Consider the following 18,245-nt stretch of genomic DNA (forward strand, 5'->3'; position numbering starts at 1 on the left):
CTTTCGAAGCAGCGGACAACATCGGGGCCGGGCACGCTGCCGAAGCACATGTGGAAAACGTTCTCGGCGTAGCCGAGTTCGGGATTCGGCGGAATCGGTGCGAGGCCCCGGCGGCGGCGCTGGTCGGCGGCGACCACGGTGGTCAGCCTGGCCGGCAAGGTAAGGGACTTGGTGCGGTTGGCGGCGGGGCTGCCGTCGTCCTCGGTGGGATCCTCCGCGCCGAAGAAGCTGACGGCGGTGCGCAGAACGTCCACGGGGTGGCAGGTGCCGGGCAGCCGGCCGAGCAACTCGGACGTGGTGCGGTCCAGGGGGCGCATGGCGCGTTCGGATGCCTGGAACTTCCGCAGTTGGACGCTGTCGGGTAGTTCGCCGCACCAGAGCAGGCAGGCGACTTCCTCGAAGAAGCAACGGGCGGCCAGGTCCTGGCGCGGCGGGCAACTGGCCATCGAGCGACGGGCGGCGGCCCGAGTCGGTGGGGAGGGGCCCTGGCCGCCCAGCCATGCCACGATCTGCTCTGGATGGTGATCTGCTCCCCGCGTCCGCGGTGATGGCCGCTTCGGGACGCAGGTCTTCCTCGAACGTGACCTGCTGGAACGACTTGACGGGCCGCTGGGCGGATTTCTTCGCCGCGGTCGCTCGCCCCGGTCCCCGTGGATGAGGCGGTGTACGAGCGCGCTGTCCAGCAATGCCGAGCCTGGCAGGTGAAGAGCATGGATCGAAGTGCACAGCCCTCCCGGCGCGGCCCGCTTGCTGCCGTACTGAACAACCCGGATCAGGGGACGAGCATGGTGGCCCTGCGCGGCCCGGAAGATTCCGGGGACCAACTCACTCGCCCGTCGCCCGTCGCCGGGCGACAGGTCACAGGCATGGCAGCACGGCGGCAAACCGGCCCAGGAGGGCGGCCTCATCGCCGCGGAGCGCTCCCTGTCGGCCCGTGGCGCTGGTCCACCCCTGGGCCCCGGGCCAGCACGCCCGAGGCTTCCATAAGGCGGGCCGCTGATACTGGCCAGGGGGCAGCGACAACGCACGAGTCATCCGAGGCGTCAGAAGGGTGTCTGGGTCCCACCGGTAACCTGCTCCCACAGGGCCACATGGCTTGGCATCTGTTCGTCAGGCATCGGCCCCTCGATCAACCAGCCGTCCTCAGCGATCAGCGCCCCTGCCGCAGGCTTCCATCCGGATCCGAAAGCCCGGCATCGTCGGCATCAAGAATCACCCTCATATGGGATGACTCCTTGTCAGGTAAACGCCCGAATGCCCTGATGTTCACGTCACATGCCGGTCGCTGATCTTTCTACGGCGTATGAAGTAGACGCGGAATCAGCGACGCCCGGATACCGACGGCACGGGGCTCGGGACGGGTCAGTCGTTCAATTCGCGGTCGAAGTCCTTCGCGCACGCGTCACGTTCGCTCTTGGTGTCGGCGTGCTTGATGCAGTCGTCGAAGTTCTTGTACTCGTCCGAATTGAGGATCGACGCGCCGATCGCGATGATCACGCCGGACGCGATCAGGCCAAGTCCGCCGAGCACCGCACCGATGATCGACATCACACCGTGAGGCGCCCGGCCCCCACGCGCCTTGCGCGCGCCGATGATGCCGAAGATCACCGCCAGCAGGCCGAGCAGTGCGCCACCGATGACAGTCCAGAAGAGCAGGATCGCCAGAATGCCGAGAACAAGAGCGGCGATCGCCATTCCGTTGCCCGGCCGCATCCCGGAGTGCTCGGGAGGCCGTCCGTCGTGGCCGGAGGTCTGGGGATACTCGGGGAAGGACATGACATCACACCCATCTGTGCCCTAGTGCAGTCGAGTTGCCGTAGCCGTCCGTATGCCCTGACACCGTCTGTGAATGCGTGAATTCCGCCGAGCGTACCTGTCCGAAACGGGTGGGCCGCCTGGCCGGCGAAGGCCTGTGCCGCGTCGTACGCCGAGGTGGTTGTCGCTGACGGCCAGCTCGGCGGGGGAGAAGACGGGAAGGTATCCGCGCTTGCTGTCTGTCCCGGTGCGCAGCAGGTCGAGGATGCGGTCAAACGTCGAGAGGCCGTCGTCGGCGGGGGTGAAGATCGTGTGGCCGTAGGCGGACTCCCCCCGGCGGATCCCGATGGGGGAACCGGCGCGCATGAAGGGCGCGTAATAGCCGATCATCTCCAGGTCGCGGCGACCGCCCAGGTACAAGAGCGCTTCGGCGTACTGGAAGACCGGGTTGGCCTTGCGCGCCGCCAGGTAAGGGAGTCTCTGGCGGGGGTCGGATAGTTGGAACCCGACGCCGATGACCTCGCATGCTTTGCCTCCGCGGGCGGCGATGCGGTGCTCTGCCTGGGCCGAGGCCAGCTGGAGGCAGGCAAGGTAGGCGTCGTCTTCCACGCTGCGGAAGGCGGGTGTGGTGAGCATCGATTCTCGAGGCCTCCTGCGGCCGTTGGGGCGGCCGGTGGCCAGGACTGTGCTCTGTGCTGCCGCCCAGCGCGTACCTCTGGACGGCAGGACGCTGATCTAGACGGCCGGGGCGATGTCGTCCAGGTCCACGACCCGGAACGACCACAGGGTGCGCACGAGTTGAGAGGCCGGGAACCACCGCAGCGCCGGGTTCCCGTAGGGGACGGGGACGTCGTCGGCCGCCAGGACTGTGACGCCGTTGACCGTGTACGCGTGGGGTGTTCCGATGACGCCGTACAGGGGTGCGCTCTGCGCCAGCAGGCGACTGCGAGCGGGTTCGACGGACGCCATGCGGAGGTCTTCGCCTTCGGGGGGTCGCTGATGTCCCCCTGGGGCCATCGCCATGGTGTGCGGGAGGCGATGTCGAGGACGTCGCGAACCAGTTCCTGCACGGGAGTGTCCTGGGCGGCGAGGTACTTGGAGGCCTCGGGGGAGAGCCGGGCGGGCCAGGCCTCGGTCACCGGCGGGTCCCGAGGACCTGGTCGAGGCTGACGCCGTCGGAGGTGTCCTGGCCGGACGCGAGGACAGCTCTCACTCAGCTTCAGCTACGTTCGGTAAGAGGCAGCCTGTGCCACTCGTGCCCGCACCCGTCGGAACAGAAGCGCTGGCGTCGGCGACCGTCGGCAACCGCCAGCACTGAGATCAACAGGCGGAACGCCTTCCGGCGCTCGTCCAGGGGAGCCAGACCGGCGATCTTCCCCAGCTGTTCGTTGATCCGGCCGCGTGTGATCAGAACTGCCGGAGTGTGGGTCGCGCGGAGGCCGGCGCGGCGAATGGCCGCCGGCCCGTCGGCGGACGTGGCTCGCGCCTGGACGCAGTAGTGAGACAGGAGCCGCAGGGCTGCGACCTGCTCCTCGGCGAGGAGGCTGTCGAACCAGGCGATGCCCTGTGTCATCGGGCGGCGTTCCTGAGCCAACTCGTTGAACATGACGGCCCACTCGTTCACGGCTCATCCCCCTCGATCAGAACGGAAAAGATCCGTTCCCCGGCATCGAACCACACCGGCCATTCGGCCGATCCACGCGAGCGTGTCAGAACCCGCAGCTAACATCCGCCTGTGCACCCAGAGCTGCTGTCGTCCCTTGCTGTTCCACTCCCGCCAGGCCGGTTGGTCACCTCCGATGAAGGTGAGGGACGCGTGGCAGCTCTGTGGCTGAGCGACGGGGCTGTATCTGCGGAATCGTGGACGCGGATCCACGCCGAACGTCCCGGCCGGGGTGTGTGGCCCCTTTTGCTGGACTCGCGGGACCCGCGGGACAGTGAGTTTCGGCCCTGGGGCACCGGCGAGCTCTTCCCAGAGCAGATGTCATCACCGGATGACCACGACCCGGCCGATTTGCTCGCGAAGTGGTGGGCGACGTACACCGCAGTCGATGAGGACGACGACATGCTGTCGCCCGACCAGCGACTGGCCGTGACGGCCCCGTTCGGCCAATCCTGGCCGGGCCTCGCGCCGGCCGGTCAAGCGGCAGCAGATCCCGACGATCTGGCAGCGGAGTACGCAGCGCGTTTCGTCCTCAGCCGGCCGCAGTCACGTCTGGGCCTCGTGGCCGCGCATTCAGATGCCGATGCCCTTGCCGTCGTAGGCTGGGACGGGCCTGCCAACTGGGACAACGACACCGCCACGTTCGCCGCCGTGGTGAGTGACTGGGAACGGCGCTTCGGTACGCGCGTGGTCGCCGTCGGTTCCGACACACTCCATCTGAGCGTCGCCGCACCCCCGACGACCGCCGAAGCCGCCCTGTTCGTCGCGGCCGAGCACTTCGCCTTCTGCCCGGACAACATCTGGCAGGGCCCCCGCCCTCAGACCCTCGCGTCGTACGCCGAGAGACTCATTGACACCCACTGCTGGGAATTTTGGTGGGACTGACCCCGGCCCAGCCGGGAAACGGTCACCGCGGAGATGAGAAGCGCTCTACGAGACGTCACATTTGAGCTCAGGTCAGCGGCAGTCGTTGAGCCAGTCTCCTGGGATCAGGTCCCGAGCGCGGTCGAGGTCTTCCGCCGTACGGCCACGGGCAAAAATAGCTGCACCAGCGTCGTCGCGTAGCAGGACGTCCTGGCCCAGGAACCACCGGCTTCCGTTTTCCTCGTCACCGATGGGATACACCGGGAACGGCAGCCGGACGAAGTTCCCCTCCAGCGACTCGACGTCGAACTCATCCGCGTCAAGGAAGTCACAGAGCTCTTCATCGGCATGCAGGGATTCGGACAGAACGATCTCAACGAAGCACAGGGAAAGGCGCTCCAGCCAGCCTTCCCATCGCTCGGCACTCTTGTCCATCAGGTCAGTCCGGCTGAATACCGCAGGGTCGTCATCCTGAAGGCCATCGAGGAGGATGCCCCAAGATGCCGCGCCTTGATTCTCATGCCGGAAGACCAGAGCCTCCCTGGCGTCATCCACATAGAGCTCGGCCGGGCCGAGGAGCACGTCGTAGTTGCTGGTCAGATCCCGGCGGCGACCGAACAGCAGATACGCCTCGCGCAACGCGGCCGGCAGCCGCAGTCCGAGCCTCTTCTCGGCTGCGGCCAGATCGGCCCCGGACCACCCATCGGCGCTCTCCAGAGGGCTGGCCCAACGCCCAGCGAAGCCTCGGATGAAGTTCCAAGCGCCGCTGCGTCCCCTGACACCGTCATCGAGAAGGGCAGCAAGGTCGAACTCGTGTGTCATGCCAAGACGATATCTGTCGCGCTCTACGGCCCTCACCTGCTCGTGACGGGCAGTCGGGGTCAGGGCGGAGGGTTTTTGGTGATCCGGGCGATGAACGCCTCGGCCTCCGCCTCGCTGATCTCGACGTGGTCGGTGTCGTTGTGCCCCAGCTCGTACCGGCGCAGGTATTCGGTGGGCTCCCAGCGCAGGTTCCGGGTGAATGCGTGATCGGTGGTGAAGCCGTTGGTGATGGTGCGGCGCACGATGCCCGCCGGCCTGGTGCGGGGGAAGTCGTCGTCGATCCGTGCGTAGTAGGTGGTGGGCGATGCGGCGTTGAGAACGTGCACCGTGGCGCCGCGCTGATGCAGCCACCGTTCCAGTTCACGGCCCGCCAGCTCGTGGTGCGCACCGTCGGCCACGAGGTACACGCTGCCGGTGAGCCCTTGCACCACAGTGTGCTCGTCCAGGTGCACTTGGAAGGACGTCTCCTGTAGCGAGGCACAGCTCAGGTCTGCCCCCTCAAGACGTGCGTCCAGCAACAGGGCGCCGTGGAGGCGCGCTTGTCGGAAGCACGCCTTGCGGGCGTCGGTTTTGTAGAGGTCGGCTCTGCCGAGGTTCGCGCCGGCCAGCAGAGCGTTCTGCAAGCTCGCCTCGTCCAGGACTGCTGCCTTGACCAGGCAGGCCCGGTTGAGGTCGGCGCGGTCCAGGACGGCGCGTGCCAGATCTGCGCGGTAAAGGGCGGCCCCGGCCAGGACCGCGTCTGCGAGCAGGGCCTCGATGAACAGTCCCATGGCCAGGTCGGCGCCGGTGAGGTCGGCGCCGGACGCATCCAGGCCGCACAGATCGAGGGTGGTGTCCTCCTGGCCGCTCCACGTCCTGAGTTCGTCGGCAGCCTCGGCGACCGGGGGCAGTACGCGCACGGCCCGGACGCCGTCACACATGTCGGGCAACTCGATCACTCCAACGATGTTCGTCGTGCCCGCCCGCCGTCAGGTCAGCCAATGGGGCCTTGACCGGGGGCGGATGTCCCCTGTGGGTGGGGTGCCGGGTCAGTGCCGCCGGGGTGGGGCCAGTCGTCTGGCCATCGGCTTCGCCAACAGATCCACCTGATCGCTCTCGACATCGAACCCGAGGACCGGATGGTTGGGAGCGCCGCCCTCGCAATACATCACCACCGGCTTACCCAACCGCCGCCCGATCACGGCGAGGAAGCCGCAGAGCACGTCGAGTCGCTCCTGGCCCTGGAGTTCCCGCAGATCAACATCGAAGTCGATCTCCTCGACCGAATAGAAACGGAAGATCGCCAATACATCGGCAGTCGGCCAGACCCGCAGTTCCGCGCACTCCGCGTCAGCCGGGCGAGACAGCACTGCTTCCGCGCGAGGCACCGGAAGCACCGTCTCGCCTTCGGAGTACTTGCATATCCAGTTGCTCACCCCGACGAGATCGAGGACCGCCTGCCAGTCCTCCACCGAGGTCTCGGGGACAACCACGTCCGGCAACGACCCCATCAGGTCAGGGTCGAAGAAGCTCTTGACGTCATCCCACAGCAGATCAGCCACGCCGCCATCCTGCCCGCCACACTCTCACAACGCAGACCGACTACTTTGGCCAAAGTCCTAGGGGCACCCCCCGAGTAGGCCGACCGCCTTTTCGCCGCACGCGCGCAGGCGGTCGGCAGACAGCAGTTCCGGCAAGTGCAAGCCCGTTCAGGTCTGTTGCGCTGGGCCTGCCTACACTGCCGCCATGGGTCTGGATCTCACGCTGTTCATGGCGGACTGGGAGCAGTTGAGTGCCATCGCCGTCGAGAGCCGGGTCCGAGCACTGGACGACACGACCTGGCCGCGTGAGTTTGGCAACGAGTACCAGAGGTCCGGAGCGGGCGGCTGGCTGTGGCCCCCGGACCGGCGGGCTGCATGGTGCGCCGAGTACGACTTCTTCACCACTACCGGCGCCTACGGCCCGCACGCTCGCGCGGGCGATGCATGGGCCGACATACGGCTCCTCGTCAACGCATCCGTCCGCCGGGAGATGGACATCTTTCTCGGCGGTCTGATCTGGGACGCGGATCCGGCCGACGACCCAGCGCTGACAGACGGCGGGGGCTTGTTCCCACCGGCCGCCGATCGCTGGAGGCCGCGCGTCCTTCTCGTGTGCCCGCCCGGGGCAGTCTCCGCCAAGGCCCGTGCCTGGGAGCGAGTGGCGTCCCACCTCGAACAGCTGCGCGGGCCGTTCGCCGCCGAGTGCGAGGGGTGGGGAGGGCGCCCGGACACCTTCGAGGACTTCACCGCGCTGCTGCATGAATTGGGCGACGTGATTACGGAAGTCGCCCGCCGCAAATGGGGGCTCGTGGGTCTGCCCTAGCCAGAGATCCATGGTGCGGGCCTTGACACCTCGCAGCATAATCAAGCCGGCGGGCGACATCGCAGGTCACGGCCGTGCGCCCGGCTCCGCCCGTCGGCGGCGGTCTGTCGGCGGTAAGCCCTCGTGCGCGTGCGGCTCGGCGTATGGGCCGAGCTCGGCTTCCACCGGCAGCGGCTGCCGCCGGCGCCCCTGCGGTGTCAGTGGCGGGTGCCAGGATGAAACTCATGACGATCAAGAACATAGCCCGGCATGACGTGAGTGAGCAGCGGATCGAAGAGGCACTCGACGACATCCGGCGCCGGGCCTTCACCCGCTGGCACACGATGCAGTACGACTGCTACTCCGATGAGGAGTTGCAGGCAATGCGCGATGAGCTCCTCGATCATGTTGCGGCCCGCACGGTGGCGGACCCCGCGCCCGGTACCGCCCCGTCACACATCATCCTGCGCACCGCGGCCCAGTGCGCCCTGGGGATTGCGGACCTCGGCTGCTACCCCCAGGGTGACCAGGAGATCTCCTTCGCCCTCCTTGACCGGCAACTCAGCAGCGAGAACATCGACTTCGGGGCCGCTGTCAAGCAGGTGGCCACTGCGCGCACCTGGCTGGACGCCTTCACGCTGGCGGTGACCAGCGGCATGATCCAGGAACGGGACCTGGCCATCGGGCTGCTGCTGCGGGGCGACATCGCGCCCGACATCCGCCGCGGTGTGCCGCACTCGAAGCTGGAATCGAAGTCGGACCCGGGCGAGCTGGCGGAGATGGACGCCCTGTGCGGCTACCTCAGCCGGGCCGAAGGGCACCTTCCCCGCCACTGGCCGTCGGTGACACTGTGCCGGCCTACTGCCGACGAGCGCGCCGATGCACAACGGCAACTGGACGTCCTCGACATGCTGACGCCGGACCAGCATCTGCTGCGCGTGCTCCTGGACGATGACCAGCCTGCCTTCGAGCACGCCCTGGAACGGCGTCTTGTCCATCACCGCAAGAACACACCCGACGATGCACCGCCCCGAAGCCTCCTGCCGCTCAAAACCATCGCACTGGCCGCACTGGCCGTCCAAGTACACGGCTGGGGCCTGCGTGTCCGATCGGCCTACCTGCCACAGACCATGCTCAGTGCCCCTGAAGGCGCCTTCGACCCATGGCTGAACCAGTGAGCTCACCGCCGACCCGGCATGCCGGCCCGAAGGTCAAATCTCAAGCTGAGCAACCCGATCCGGTGGGAGCCGGCGAAACGGTCCTGCCGGTCCCCGCGGCGTGCCAGGCGCCGGGGCGGCCGCGGACCTCGCGCGCGACGTGAGCAGTATCCGCCCGGCAGGAGCTCAGTAGCAGACCAGGATGACGACCCGCTCATGCCGCCCGCCCTTCGCAACGTGAGCCGGGGTGGTGCAGCGTATTGGCGCCTTTGCCCTGTTCTGGCAGTTCGAGAAGATCTACTCGGGAGTCGACCCGCCCGTACAGGGCATGGCTCTCCGGTCCCGCGTGATGCCGACCGCCGCTGCGAGCTGCCGCTGCAGCCACCTGCGCCGATGAGTCGAGACCTCGGACACCTTTCTCAGCGGCACGGGCGCCTCGCGCGTTGCGCCCCCTTCGGGGTCGCCCCATCAGCGATCACTCTGGAAAGGTTCACCGAGGCGCTGCGGACTACGGACCGGGGGTGCTCCCTGCGCGGAGAACTGAGCCGCCGGGCGGAAGTGTGCCCCCTCTGACGGTCATTTTGGATCGCAGGTTGCTTTCATTTGTAACGTGAGATTGAAAGGTTATGCGGCTAAGAAACCTTGGATCCGTGGGAGATTCGAGGCCTTTTTTATGACTCTCGTCACAGCATGACCCCTTCTGTGTGTGATGAAGTCGATCTTGACCGCAAGGCCCGGCAAACGCCCATCACCCTTGAAGGGATGGGTTGTGAGCAATGCCTGAAAAAGCACGTTCAAAGGAGTACGGCGCGTGCAGAACAGCACACACCGTCGCCAGTTCAGCAAGCTCTCCCTCGCTGCTGTATCCGCCACTGTCGGGGCAGCGCTCTTCGCCTCCGCGATCCCGGCCAACGCCGCCACCGCCACCGCGCCTTCGGATGGCGCGGCCCGGGCTGCCGCTGTCGTGGAATCTGCCACGGGGACGGCCGACATCGCTGCGTCAACGGCGGCACCGGGCACGCCGGCCAAGGCAGTGACGGCTACGGACGGCTCTGCCCTCACGGTCACTGCACCGGAGAGGGCGAACGGCGCCCTCCATGCCGCTGACGACAACGGCGACTCCTTCGGCCTCACCCTGCCGGGCGCCAAGGACGTCGTCGGAGTCAAGGCTGGATCGGGGACCGTGATTTACCCCGACGCCGCTGCCGCCACGGACATCGCCGTGCAGCCGACCAGGGACGGCGGAGCCCGCACCCTGGTCACGCTCAAGGATGACAAGGCCGCCGAGACCCACCGATTCCAGCTCCACCTCCCGAAGAACGCAAGCATCACCGAAGACGCCCGGGGCGGCTTCGAGATCACGCGCGAGGCCGCCGAAGGCATTCACGTCCCGGTCGCCACGATCGACGCGCCGTGGGCCAAGGACGCGAACGGCAAGAGTGTTCACACCAGTTACAAGCTGGATGGCACCGATCTCATCCAGACCATCGAGACCGGCGAGGAGACCGCATTCCCGGTGGTCGCTGACCCCAAGATGACGTGGGGCATCGTGACGGGCACTGCGTACTTCAACAAGAAGGAGACCAAGGCGATCGCCAACAATGGCGCTCTGTCCGGCGTGGTCTCGGGGTTCCTCCCGCCGGGTCTGAACATCTACTGGGGTGCACACGCCGCGGTCATCACCACGACGGCGCTCAAGGCGAAGAACGCCAAGAAGTGCATCAAGGTCAAGTTCGCGGCGGGGATATTCATCCCGGGCCAGTACTCAGGTGGGCACTGCAAGTAGTAACAACAGCAACGCGATCGGAGAATGGCTTTGAGCAGCTCGTGGCTCATCTACAGCGGAGCCCTTCTGGTGCTCCTGTCTATCGGGGTCCTGTTTTTCGTAGGCAGACCTATGACACCCGTCTGGCGTGACACCACGTCGATAGCCTGCGGCGTCATCGTCTTTGCCGTTGTGTGTGTTCTGGCTCTGCTCCTTCACGCACCGGTTCAGATTGCGGTGTCCGGGGCGTGCTTCTGGATGGCTGCAGCCATCACCAGCGTGCACGCCGTACGCGGCCGTATCAGCTCGCAGAGCTGACCACGACGGCCCGCACTCCCGGCATGGAATCGTCGGGAGTGCGGGCCGTGTTGCGTTGTACCGGGCTTTTGGCCGGTTGCTGATCATGGCGCAGAAGGCTGAAGTGGACGCCGGGCCACGGCGGCAACGCTCCGGTCGTCGTGCCGGGGCCGGGGGCGAAGCCCGTCCGGGGCGAGATCCGGGTCAACAAGGTCCTGACCGCGGTGCGGATGTTCCTGCTCTACGCCGTGACGAACAAGATGGTGCCGGGCTGGGTGCTGGAACAGATCTACGAGATCGGCGACACCCGCGATCTGCCCGAGGAGGCTCGGGGCGAGAGTGATGGCATGCGCCTGCGGCTGCGCGCTCGCCACCGGGTCCAGGAGCCGGAGACGGACATTGACCGCGCCAGCGACGAGGAGGTCGTGGCGATGTTCCTGGCCTGCCGCTCCGCCCGCGACCGGCTGACGCTCTTGCTGCTCTCCCGCGTCGGCCTGCGTCCGGGGCAGGTCGCGGGCCTGCGCCGCAGCGACTCGCATCTGCTGATGGACTCCCGGCCGCTGGGCTGCGACATCGACGGCGCCCACGTCCACATCGCCCGGCGACAGAACGAGAACGGCGCCTGGTCGAAGTCGAAGAAGACCTGGGCGATGCCGGTGGACTTCCTAGTGGTCCAGGCTTTCGACCAGTACGCACTGGAACGCCACGAACAACTCCCCTCCAGCGAAAGCGACTTCCTCCTGTTCAACCTCTTCCGCCCGCCCTATGGCAAGCCGGTGACGACGGACGCGATCGGCGAGCTCTGCGAGTCCTTGTCCCGCCGGGCCGGTCTGGGCCGGATGATCACGCCTCGGATGTGTCGCCATGCGATGGCCAGCAACGTCGCGGACGCCGGCGGCAGCCTGGACGAGGTCCAGGCCCTGCTCGGCCAGAAGACTCCCCACTCGCCACGTCCGTATCTCCACCCGAGCCGCACTCGGCTCCGGGACGCCATCGAGCGGGTTCCCTCTCCCCGCCTGCAGTTCGAGGGCGAGGGCAGGTGACCGTGATCCACGCCGTCGTCTCCGCCGCCGAGGCTCCGGCGGACGAGCTGACCGATCCGCTGCGCGAGGCGATCAGCCCGGAGTTTCTGCAGCTCATGTCCTGGGACCCGCAGGTCAGGCTGCTGGTCATCCCGCGCGATCATCCGTAATTCAGCGCCCCGGAGTGCTTGGTAGCGGGCTGCGACAAAATGGTCTACTACGCGTTTCAGCAGGGACTTTGTGTCGGCTGCATGAAGCGGTGGGAGAAGAGTGGACAGAGCATTGAGGAGTTCGCCGGAACCGCGAAGCGAAACTGGCGGGCTATCGGCGCGGTCTCCTGCCAGGTTCCCCAGTGCGCCCGGCCCAGCAACGGCATGGCCACTCCGCTCTGCGCTGCGCACCTTCATCAGCAGAAGCGGATCTACAAGATCCCGGTCGAAGAGTTCGTACGGCATCCCGACGTCGTCCCGTTGGAGGCGTTCGGGCTCTGCAACGTCGCCGCGTGTTACCGGCAGCGGCAGAGCCCGGCCGGCTACTGCCCCGCGCACGCCCAGCGCCGCCGGGCCGCGATCCGCAAGGGAGGGCTGGACGACGAGGAACATTGGCGCCGCACCACGAACGCAATCTCCGAGCATGGTGTGATCAGCCTGCGCGGACTACCCGATCGAGTGGTGCACGAGATCCTCTACAGCCTGCAGGAACGCGTGGCTGAGGGCGTGATGCAGAAGGACTACCTCCTGCGACCGTTCTGCGACCGTGTTCGCTCCCAGCAGGTCACCACGCTCACCGAGCTCGACCTGGGCGCCTTCAACCATCAGACGAAGAACATCGCCACGGGCTTCCTCAAGCACCTCGGCCGCTTCGGCCTGACCCCCGAGACCGAGCGGCACAAGGACATCTGGTCCGGCTACGCGTTCGGCCTGGACGGCAACATCTACTTCGACAAGATCAGCCAGTCCTGGCTGCGGGAGGCCACGAAGGCCTGGGCCCTGGACGACATTCCCAAGCGGCGGGGCAAGAGCCGCACGGCCGTCCAGTCCCACATCAACGCGATCGTCCAGCTCTCGGACAGCCTGCGGCTGAACCGGCCCGACCACGGCGAGGACGTTCGCGCCGTCGCGCGCGTCGACGTGACGGTCTTCCTGAACCGGCTGCGGTTCTTGAACGAACAAGACGAGCTCAGCGGATACGCGCACGTCCGCGTGGTCCGATACGCCCGGCGACTGCTGAGCCGGATGCGGACCCTGGGCCTGACCCAGCGCGATCAGCCCCTGCACGGGATCTGCGAGACCTTCGGCCTGCAGGCCGACGACATTCCGGACGACCCCGAGGACAACGAGGCCGGCAAGGACCTGCCGACCGAGGTGATGACACAGCTCTGCCAGCACCTCGACAGCCTCGAAGCCACCGGATCCTCCGAGATCCGCACCGGAGTCGAGCTGATCATCGACACCGGCCGCCGGCCCGCGGAGATCTGCCGACTTCCCTATGACTGCCTCGAGCGCGACGAGGACGGCAAGCTGACGCTGATCTACGACAACCACAAAGTCGGCCCGGAAGGCCCGTCGCCTGCCCATCAGCGGGGAGACCGGCGCCGTGATCACCGCCCAGCAGGAACGAGTACGGGCACGGTTCCCGGACACTCCCACCAGCGAGCTCAAGCTGCTGCCCACCGTGTTGACCAACAAGATGGGCACCAAGCCGGTCACGTCCGAATGGCTCGCCTCCCGCCACCGCGCTTGGGTCGAGTCGCTGCCCGAGTTCCTCGTCCCCACAGTGGTCACGGTCAAGGGCCGCCAGGTCACCAAGATGCTGCCGTTCGACAAGGCCAGGATCTTTCCTTATGCCTACCGGCACACCTACGCTCAGCGGCACGCGGACGCTGGCGTCGCTCCCGATGCCCTGCAGTCCCTCATGGACCATCGCCAACTGACGACCACTCAGCAGTACTACCGGGTCAGCGAGACCCGCAAGCGCGAGGCCGTCGAGCGGGTCACCGCGATGCAGTTCGACCGGAACGGCAACCGCGTCTGGCGCAAGGCCCAGGCCCTGCTCGACTCCGAGCACGCCCGCCGGGCCATCGGAGAAGTCCAGGTCCCCTGCGGGCTCTGCACCGAACCCACCAACGTCCAGGCCGGCGGACACGACTGCCCCGTCAGGTTCCGATGCGTCGGCTGCGATCACTTCCGCACCGACGTCTCCTATCTCCCCGACCTGGAGGCATACCTCGCCGACCTCCTCCGCGGCCGCGAACGCCTGGCCGCCTTCGCCGCCGATTCCTGGGCGAAGGCCGAAGCCATGCCCTCCGACGATGAGATCACCCGGATTCGCCGCCTGGTCAAACGCGTCCGGGAGGACCTGGAGGACCTCACCGAGGAGGACCGGATTCAGATCAAGCAAGCCGTCACCACGGTCCGCCGCACCCGCCGCGTCGTCTCACTCGGTCTGCCCCGCGTCAGGCCGGCCCAGGATCTCCGCCCCGAAAGGCCCGCAGGATGACCAACCCCATGATCGAGGGCAAGCGCGCCGCCTCGGCTCGCCGCCGCGAGCGTGTCCTCAAAGCCATCGACACCGCCGCCAAGAACGGCGGAGACATCACCGTCGCCGGGCTCGCCAGAGCCGCTCGGGTCGATCGCACCTTCATCTATCGCCATCGTGATCTGCTCGAACGCGTCCACGCCGCAGCCAACACCCCTGTTGGGGAGGGCCGAACAGCGGCGGTCAGCCGGACTTCGCTGCAGACCGACCTCACGAACGCACTGGAACGCAACAAGCGTCTCGCGGCACGGGTCCGGCAGCTGGAGAGCCGCCTGTCTTCCCAGCTCGGCGATGCCATCTGGGCCGAATCCGGTCTTGGCGCACCCGTCGACATCGACCAACTCCAGCGTCGCATCGCCCTCCTCGAGCAGGAGGTCGCTGCCAAGCAAGGTGAACTCGAGGAGAGGACAGAGGAGTTGGAAGCTGCTCGAGCGGCGAACCGGGAGTTGACCCGTGCCCTGAACCACCGGCCTTGATCACGACTGGCCACTGTCCGATCTGATCGCTCAGGTCACCCCACGCCGGTTCTCGGCGGCCGAAGGCCGCCGAGAACCGGTCACGGACAGTCTCTAGGGGCGGCGGGCCAGCAAGTGGGCGTCGAGGAAGCCCCGCTCGGAGGCCGGGTCGTGGACCAGCCGAGCGAACGGGACGAGCCCGGCACCGGCCAGCAGCTCGGCGAACCGGTCCACCGGCCAGCTATAGGCGGGCGTCACCTTGTGGTCGAAGCGGACCGGCGCCGACCCGTCAGTCGCGAAGAACGACACCAGGAGCAGGCCCCCTGGTGCCAGGACACGCACCTGCTCGGCGATCAGTGCAGGCAATTCCCCAGGCGGGGTATGAATCATCGAGTAATGGGCCAGCATGCCACCGAGCGAGCCGTCCTCGGCCGGCAGGGCCTCCATCCTCGCCTCGTCGAACCGCAGCGCCGGATGGGCCCGGCGGGCGTGATCGACCATGACTGGGGAGAGGTCGAGCCCGAAAGCGTCCAGCCCAAGGTCGTGCAACATGGCCGTCAGATGTCCCGGCCCGCACCCGACGTCGGCTGCCCGCAAGTTTCCGGTCTCACGCACCAGTTCGGCGAAGGTGCTGATCATGTTCCGCGAGAACGGCTGCGTCTCCAACCGATTAGCGAACAACGATGCATACAGCTCGACGACCCCGTCATAGGCCGCCCTGGTCTCGTCCTGGTATCCCACGGGAGAGAAGGTAACACCGGCACACATTCGCAGCTTCGTCCACCCTGCGCCGGCCTCCACCCCCTAGAGACTGACTTTCCGTCACATGGCTACGAACAGGCCCTAGCACCACAGGTGTCGTGCTGCATAAACTCACCTACTAGGTCGCTGAGCAGCATCAACGTGAGACAGAACCCACGGCAACAGCATCGACCCCCAGAGAAGGCGACGTCCTCCTTGTCCGCCTGCAGCATCGGATAGGCGCCGCCCGGGGTGGGCTGCACCGGAAGGCGGTCCAGGAGGGTGGCGTTGGACAGGATCACGCCGCAGGGGTGCATGGCGTAGCCGCGTACCAGGGCGTCCAGGCCCTCGGCGAGCTCGAACAGCGGCCCGAACTCCTCCCGGCGTGCGGCGAGCCGGCGCAGCTCGGGCAGCTCGACCAGCGCGGAGCGGATGTCGCAGGCCCGGATGTGCGGAAACGATTTGGCGATCTCGTCGACGCTCTGCGGGGCGATCCCCAGCGCGAGGCCGGTGTCGTGTAGCGCGTGCCGGGCCCGGTAGGTCTCGGGCATCCCGGTCACCGCGACCCGCTCGGAACCGAACCGCTCGAAGATGCGGTCGTAGACCTCCAGACGGCGCGCGGACTCCACGTCCAGGTCGATGTCGGGCAGCGAGGTCCGCCGCTCCGACAAGAACCGCTCGAACAACAGACGGTGTTCCAGCGGGTTGGCCGTGGCGACGAACAGCGCGTGGTCGACCATGGAACCGGCCCCCGAGCCGCGGGCGGCGACCCGCACGCCCATCGCCCGCACGTCCGCGACGACCTGGGCGACGGCCAGGAAATATCCCTCGAAGCCCAGCCGGCCGATCACCTTCAGCTCGTGGTCCAGCTGCCGCACCGCGGCCGGATCCGTCTCCAGGCCGCGGGCGGCCATGCCCGCCTCGCAGCGCCGGCGCAGCAGCCGCATCGCCCCGCCGCGCGCCCGGTCCGCGCCGACCACGTGCGGCTCGGGAAAGTGCGGCCGCCCCATCCCCAGGTCGGCTGCGGTAAGGGTGCAGGAGGCGGCAACCGCGCCGGTCTCCGCCAGCAGCGTGGCCGCCCGCCTGGGACCGTGCCCGGCGGCCGAGGCGATCTGCGCGGCCACCGCGCCCATCTCGCCGGGCCCCTTGAGCCACCGCTCGCCGCCGTCCAGGCGGCGCCGGTCGATCGGTCGCAGCAGCCGGGCCGCATCCAGCACGTCCGCGATGCGGTGCTGTGCCGGATCGGCATAACGCACCGCACCCGAGATCACGACCGGCACGCCCACCTCGTCGCCCAGCTGCACCGTGCGCGCCGCCAGCCGCAAGGATCCCGCCCCCGTTCCGCCGCCCCAGAAAGACCGCCTCCAGCCGCAGCCCCGCGCCGGCGATCACCCGCCACGGCGCGAGCAACTGCTCGGCCCTGTCCGGGCGGCCGGCCATCAGCGCGGACACCGGCTCCGAGCCCGGCCCCATCAGCACGACCAGGCCCCGACCCAGATGCTCGGCCAACTTGGCCCACGGCGCCACCGGCACCCCGTCCACCGGGCCGGCGTGCGCGGCCGACACGATCCGGCACAGCCGCGCCCAGCCGCCCGCATCCTGCGCCAGCGTCACCCGCCACCGCGCCTCGATCACATGCGCACCCCCGCGCACCGGCGTCCGGCGCCGCGCCGCCGCCTCTTCCGGTTCTGCGGCGGAAGCCACCGCCAGGTCGACCCCGAAGACCGGGCGGACCCCGGCGGCCGCCGCGGCCCTCGCGAAGCGCACGCTGCCGGCCACCGTGTCGCGGTCGGTCAGCGCCAGCGTGCCGATACCGCGCTCGGCGGCACGGCGTACCAGGTCGTGGGGGAGCGAGGCGCCGTAGCGGGCCGAGTAGCCGGAGGCGACATGCAGATGCGCGAAGCCGTCCATCGCACACCTCCTGCCACGCGTCACACCCCCTGCCCAGCTGTCCGGTCCCAGTGAGCCACGATCGCCACTACTCGCACATTGGTTCGAAATTCTGGAAGCGGCGAATCGATCACGGCTGAAACTGTTCGGTACAGCAGCACCCCGCCAGAACGGGATGCAGCCCTCTCACCTGCACGAAACCCCGCAGAAAGCAGGCCGTAAGCAGCGCAGCCCCCATTGGCACCCGCTGGATTCGGCCAGCCGTGCGAAGCTACGGGCATGGCACAGCCCGGCACATACATCGTCCGGCTCCGGTTCCGCGAGGACGGCCCGGACGTGACCGGATGGTGGGCCCGCAAGGAGGTCGCCGAGTCCAAGTACAAGGGCCAGATCGGCATCTACGGATCCATCCCCGGTGTGATCATCACGCTCTCGGTACAGGCAGACGACCCCGAGGAAGAAATCCTGCTGAAGACCTGGAGGGCCGGACACGGCGAGCCGACCGGCGCATGAGCAGCACGGCCGGTACGGGGCAGGCTGAGCCGACCTCGGCCTCTGTCCCCGCCGGCGGACCCGCTCTGCCACGCTCTGCCCATGAGTCTCAACCCGGGGACGACCCTGGCCCACGCAGAAGACGTGCTCCTGCGCGCAGAGACCACATGGTCCAACTCGCGCAGCGCCCAAGACCTCTACGCCGCCTACACCGACGCGGTGCACGACACCTACCCCGCGCTCAAGCAGACGTTCACCGCCCCGGATCTCGCTGCGGGCCTCCACTCCGCGGCCTACTGGAACCTCCTGCCGATCGGCAGCACCGACCCGGGCGGATGGGTCAGCGCCACCGAGCTCCCCGGCGCGCAGCGAGCCCGGCGTGCACAGAACCAGGCGCTCGCCACGGAGATCGACAACCAGGTGAAAGCCATGTAGCAGGCCCGCACCGAACTGGAAGCGCTG

Annotated in this window: 19 protein-coding genes and 2 pseudogenes; 10 read left to right on the plus strand and 11 right to left on the minus strand. The window is 67.8% G+C overall.

Annotation, left to right across the window (positions count from 1 at the left end):
* Positions 1 to 2 precede the first annotated feature (2 nt).
* The 5 genes and pseudogenes from IE226_RS38410 to IE226_RS38430 all read right to left on the minus strand — a co-directional run.
* Positions 3 to 431, minus strand: a pseudogene (locus IE226_RS38410) (citrate/2-methylcitrate synthase); the annotation flags it as partial.
* Positions 432 to 1,362: 931 nt separating this feature from the next.
* Positions 1,363 to 1,776, minus strand: a complete 414-nt coding sequence (locus tag IE226_RS38415) for a DUF4190 domain-containing protein (protein ID WP_190086159.1) — start codon at positions 1,774 to 1,776, stop codon at positions 1,363 to 1,365.
* A gap of 21 nt (positions 1,777 to 1,797) precedes the next feature.
* The gene (locus IE226_RS38420; protein WP_190086160.1) at positions 1,798 to 2,391 is read right to left on the minus strand and encodes a hypothetical protein; all 594 of its coding nucleotides are present in this window, start codon (positions 2,389 to 2,391) and stop codon (positions 1,798 to 1,800) included.
* A 99-nt stretch (positions 2,392 to 2,490) separates the two neighbouring features.
* Complete coding sequence (locus IE226_RS38425; RefSeq protein WP_190086161.1) at positions 2,491 to 2,724, minus strand: hypothetical protein; 234 nt, start codon at positions 2,722 to 2,724, stop codon at positions 2,491 to 2,493.
* A gap of 250 nt (positions 2,725 to 2,974) precedes the next feature.
* Positions 2,975 to 3,379 carry a DUF5958 family protein gene (locus IE226_RS38430; protein WP_190086162.1) on the minus strand — a complete coding sequence of 135 codons (405 nt, stop codon included), beginning with the start codon at positions 3,377 to 3,379 and terminating at the stop codon, positions 2,975 to 2,977.
* 357 nt (positions 3,380 to 3,736) lie between these two features.
* On the opposite strand from IE226_RS38430, the gene IE226_RS38435 reads away from it, so the two are divergent.
* Complete coding sequence (locus IE226_RS38435) at positions 3,737 to 4,303, plus strand: DUF4253 domain-containing protein (protein ID WP_229871816.1); 567 nt, start codon at positions 3,737 to 3,739, stop codon at positions 4,301 to 4,303.
* Between the two features lie 72 nt (positions 4,304 to 4,375).
* On the opposite strand, the gene IE226_RS38440 is transcribed toward IE226_RS38435, so the two are convergent.
* From IE226_RS38440 to IE226_RS38455, 3 genes are all read right to left on the minus strand, one after another.
* On the minus strand, positions 4,376 to 5,104 hold the full coding sequence (locus IE226_RS38440) for an SMI1/KNR4 family protein (protein ID WP_190086163.1): 729 nt from the start codon (positions 5,102 to 5,104) through the stop codon (positions 4,376 to 4,378).
* Between the two features lie 59 nt (positions 5,105 to 5,163).
* Positions 5,164 to 6,042: a pentapeptide repeat-containing protein gene (locus tag IE226_RS38450; protein WP_229871817.1), complete on the minus strand. Its 879-nt coding sequence runs from the start codon at positions 6,040 to 6,042 to the stop codon at positions 5,164 to 5,166.
* Positions 6,043 to 6,132: 90 nt separating this feature from the next.
* Positions 6,133 to 6,645 (minus strand): hypothetical protein, encoded by a 513-nt coding sequence (locus IE226_RS38455; protein ID WP_190086164.1) that lies wholly within the window; start codon positions 6,643 to 6,645, stop codon positions 6,133 to 6,135.
* Between the two features lie 184 nt (positions 6,646 to 6,829).
* Between IE226_RS38455 and IE226_RS38460 the strand changes: the two genes are divergently transcribed.
* From IE226_RS38460 to IE226_RS38480, 5 genes are all read left to right on the plus strand, one after another.
* A complete protein-coding gene (locus IE226_RS38460; protein ID WP_190086165.1) occupies positions 6,830 to 7,447 on the plus strand; it encodes a hypothetical protein in 618 nt (205 codons plus the stop codon).
* Positions 7,448 to 7,671: 224 nt separating this feature from the next.
* The gene (locus IE226_RS38465) at positions 7,672 to 8,604 is read left to right on the plus strand and encodes an immunity 49 family protein (protein ID WP_229871818.1); all 933 of its coding nucleotides are present in this window, start codon (positions 7,672 to 7,674) and stop codon (positions 8,602 to 8,604) included.
* Between the two features lie 790 nt (positions 8,605 to 9,394).
* Positions 9,395 to 10,369, plus strand: coding sequence for a hypothetical protein (locus IE226_RS38470; protein WP_190086166.1), 975 nt, complete (start codon positions 9,395 to 9,397; stop codon positions 10,367 to 10,369).
* A 437-nt stretch (positions 10,370 to 10,806) separates the two neighbouring features.
* Positions 10,807 to 11,688 (plus strand): tyrosine-type recombinase/integrase, encoded by an 882-nt coding sequence (locus IE226_RS38475; protein ID WP_229871819.1) that lies wholly within the window; start codon positions 10,807 to 10,809, stop codon positions 11,686 to 11,688.
* Positions 11,685 to 11,837 carry a hypothetical protein gene (locus IE226_RS38480; protein WP_190086167.1) on the plus strand — a complete coding sequence of 51 codons (153 nt, stop codon included), beginning with the start codon at positions 11,685 to 11,687 and terminating at the stop codon, positions 11,835 to 11,837. The genes IE226_RS38475 and IE226_RS38480 overlap by 4 nt, the downstream gene beginning before the upstream one ends.
* 486 nt (positions 11,838 to 12,323) lie before the next feature.
* Here IE226_RS38480 and IE226_RS38485 read toward each other — a convergent pair whose 3' ends face one another.
* A complete protein-coding gene (locus IE226_RS38485) occupies positions 12,324 to 13,271 on the minus strand; it encodes a hypothetical protein (RefSeq protein WP_190086168.1) in 948 nt (315 codons plus the stop codon).
* Here IE226_RS38485 and IE226_RS38490 point away from each other — a divergent pair.
* Positions 13,264 to 14,166 carry a site-specific integrase gene (locus tag IE226_RS38490; RefSeq protein ID WP_229871820.1) on the plus strand — a complete coding sequence of 301 codons (903 nt, stop codon included), beginning with the start codon at positions 13,264 to 13,266 and terminating at the stop codon, positions 14,164 to 14,166. The genes IE226_RS38485 and IE226_RS38490 overlap by 8 nt on opposite strands.
* A gap of 8 nt (positions 14,167 to 14,174) precedes the next feature.
* Positions 14,175 to 14,681 (plus strand): DUF6262 family protein, encoded by a 507-nt coding sequence (locus IE226_RS38495; protein ID WP_229871821.1) that lies wholly within the window; start codon positions 14,175 to 14,177, stop codon positions 14,679 to 14,681.
* 93 nt (positions 14,682 to 14,774) lie between these two features.
* Here IE226_RS38495 and IE226_RS38500 read toward each other — a convergent pair whose 3' ends face one another.
* Both IE226_RS38500 and IE226_RS38505 read right to left on the minus strand, forming a co-directional pair.
* Positions 14,775 to 15,428 carry a class I SAM-dependent methyltransferase gene (locus tag IE226_RS38500; protein ID WP_190086187.1) on the minus strand — a complete coding sequence of 218 codons (654 nt, stop codon included), beginning with the start codon at positions 15,426 to 15,428 and terminating at the stop codon, positions 14,775 to 14,777.
* Positions 15,429 to 15,607: 179 nt separating this feature from the next.
* A pseudogene (locus IE226_RS38505) lies at positions 15,608 to 17,312 on the minus strand (PHP domain-containing protein); the annotation flags it as partial.
* A 258-nt stretch (positions 17,313 to 17,570) separates the two neighbouring features.
* Between IE226_RS38505 and IE226_RS38510 the strand changes: the two are divergent.
* Together IE226_RS38510 and IE226_RS38515 are read left to right on the plus strand one after the other, a co-directional pair.
* Complete coding sequence (locus IE226_RS38510) at positions 17,571 to 17,804, plus strand: hypothetical protein (protein WP_190086170.1); 234 nt, start codon at positions 17,571 to 17,573, stop codon at positions 17,802 to 17,804.
* A gap of 81 nt (positions 17,805 to 17,885) precedes the next feature.
* Positions 17,886 to 18,218: a hypothetical protein gene (locus IE226_RS38515; RefSeq protein ID WP_190086171.1), complete on the plus strand. Its 333-nt coding sequence runs from the start codon at positions 17,886 to 17,888 to the stop codon at positions 18,216 to 18,218.
* Positions 18,219 to 18,245 lie beyond the last annotated feature (27 nt).

Origin of the sequence: Streptomyces longisporoflavus (assembly GCF_014649775.1) — a bacterium.
Taxonomy (GTDB): domain Bacteria; phylum Actinomycetota; class Actinomycetes; order Streptomycetales; family Streptomycetaceae; genus Streptomyces; species Streptomyces longisporoflavus.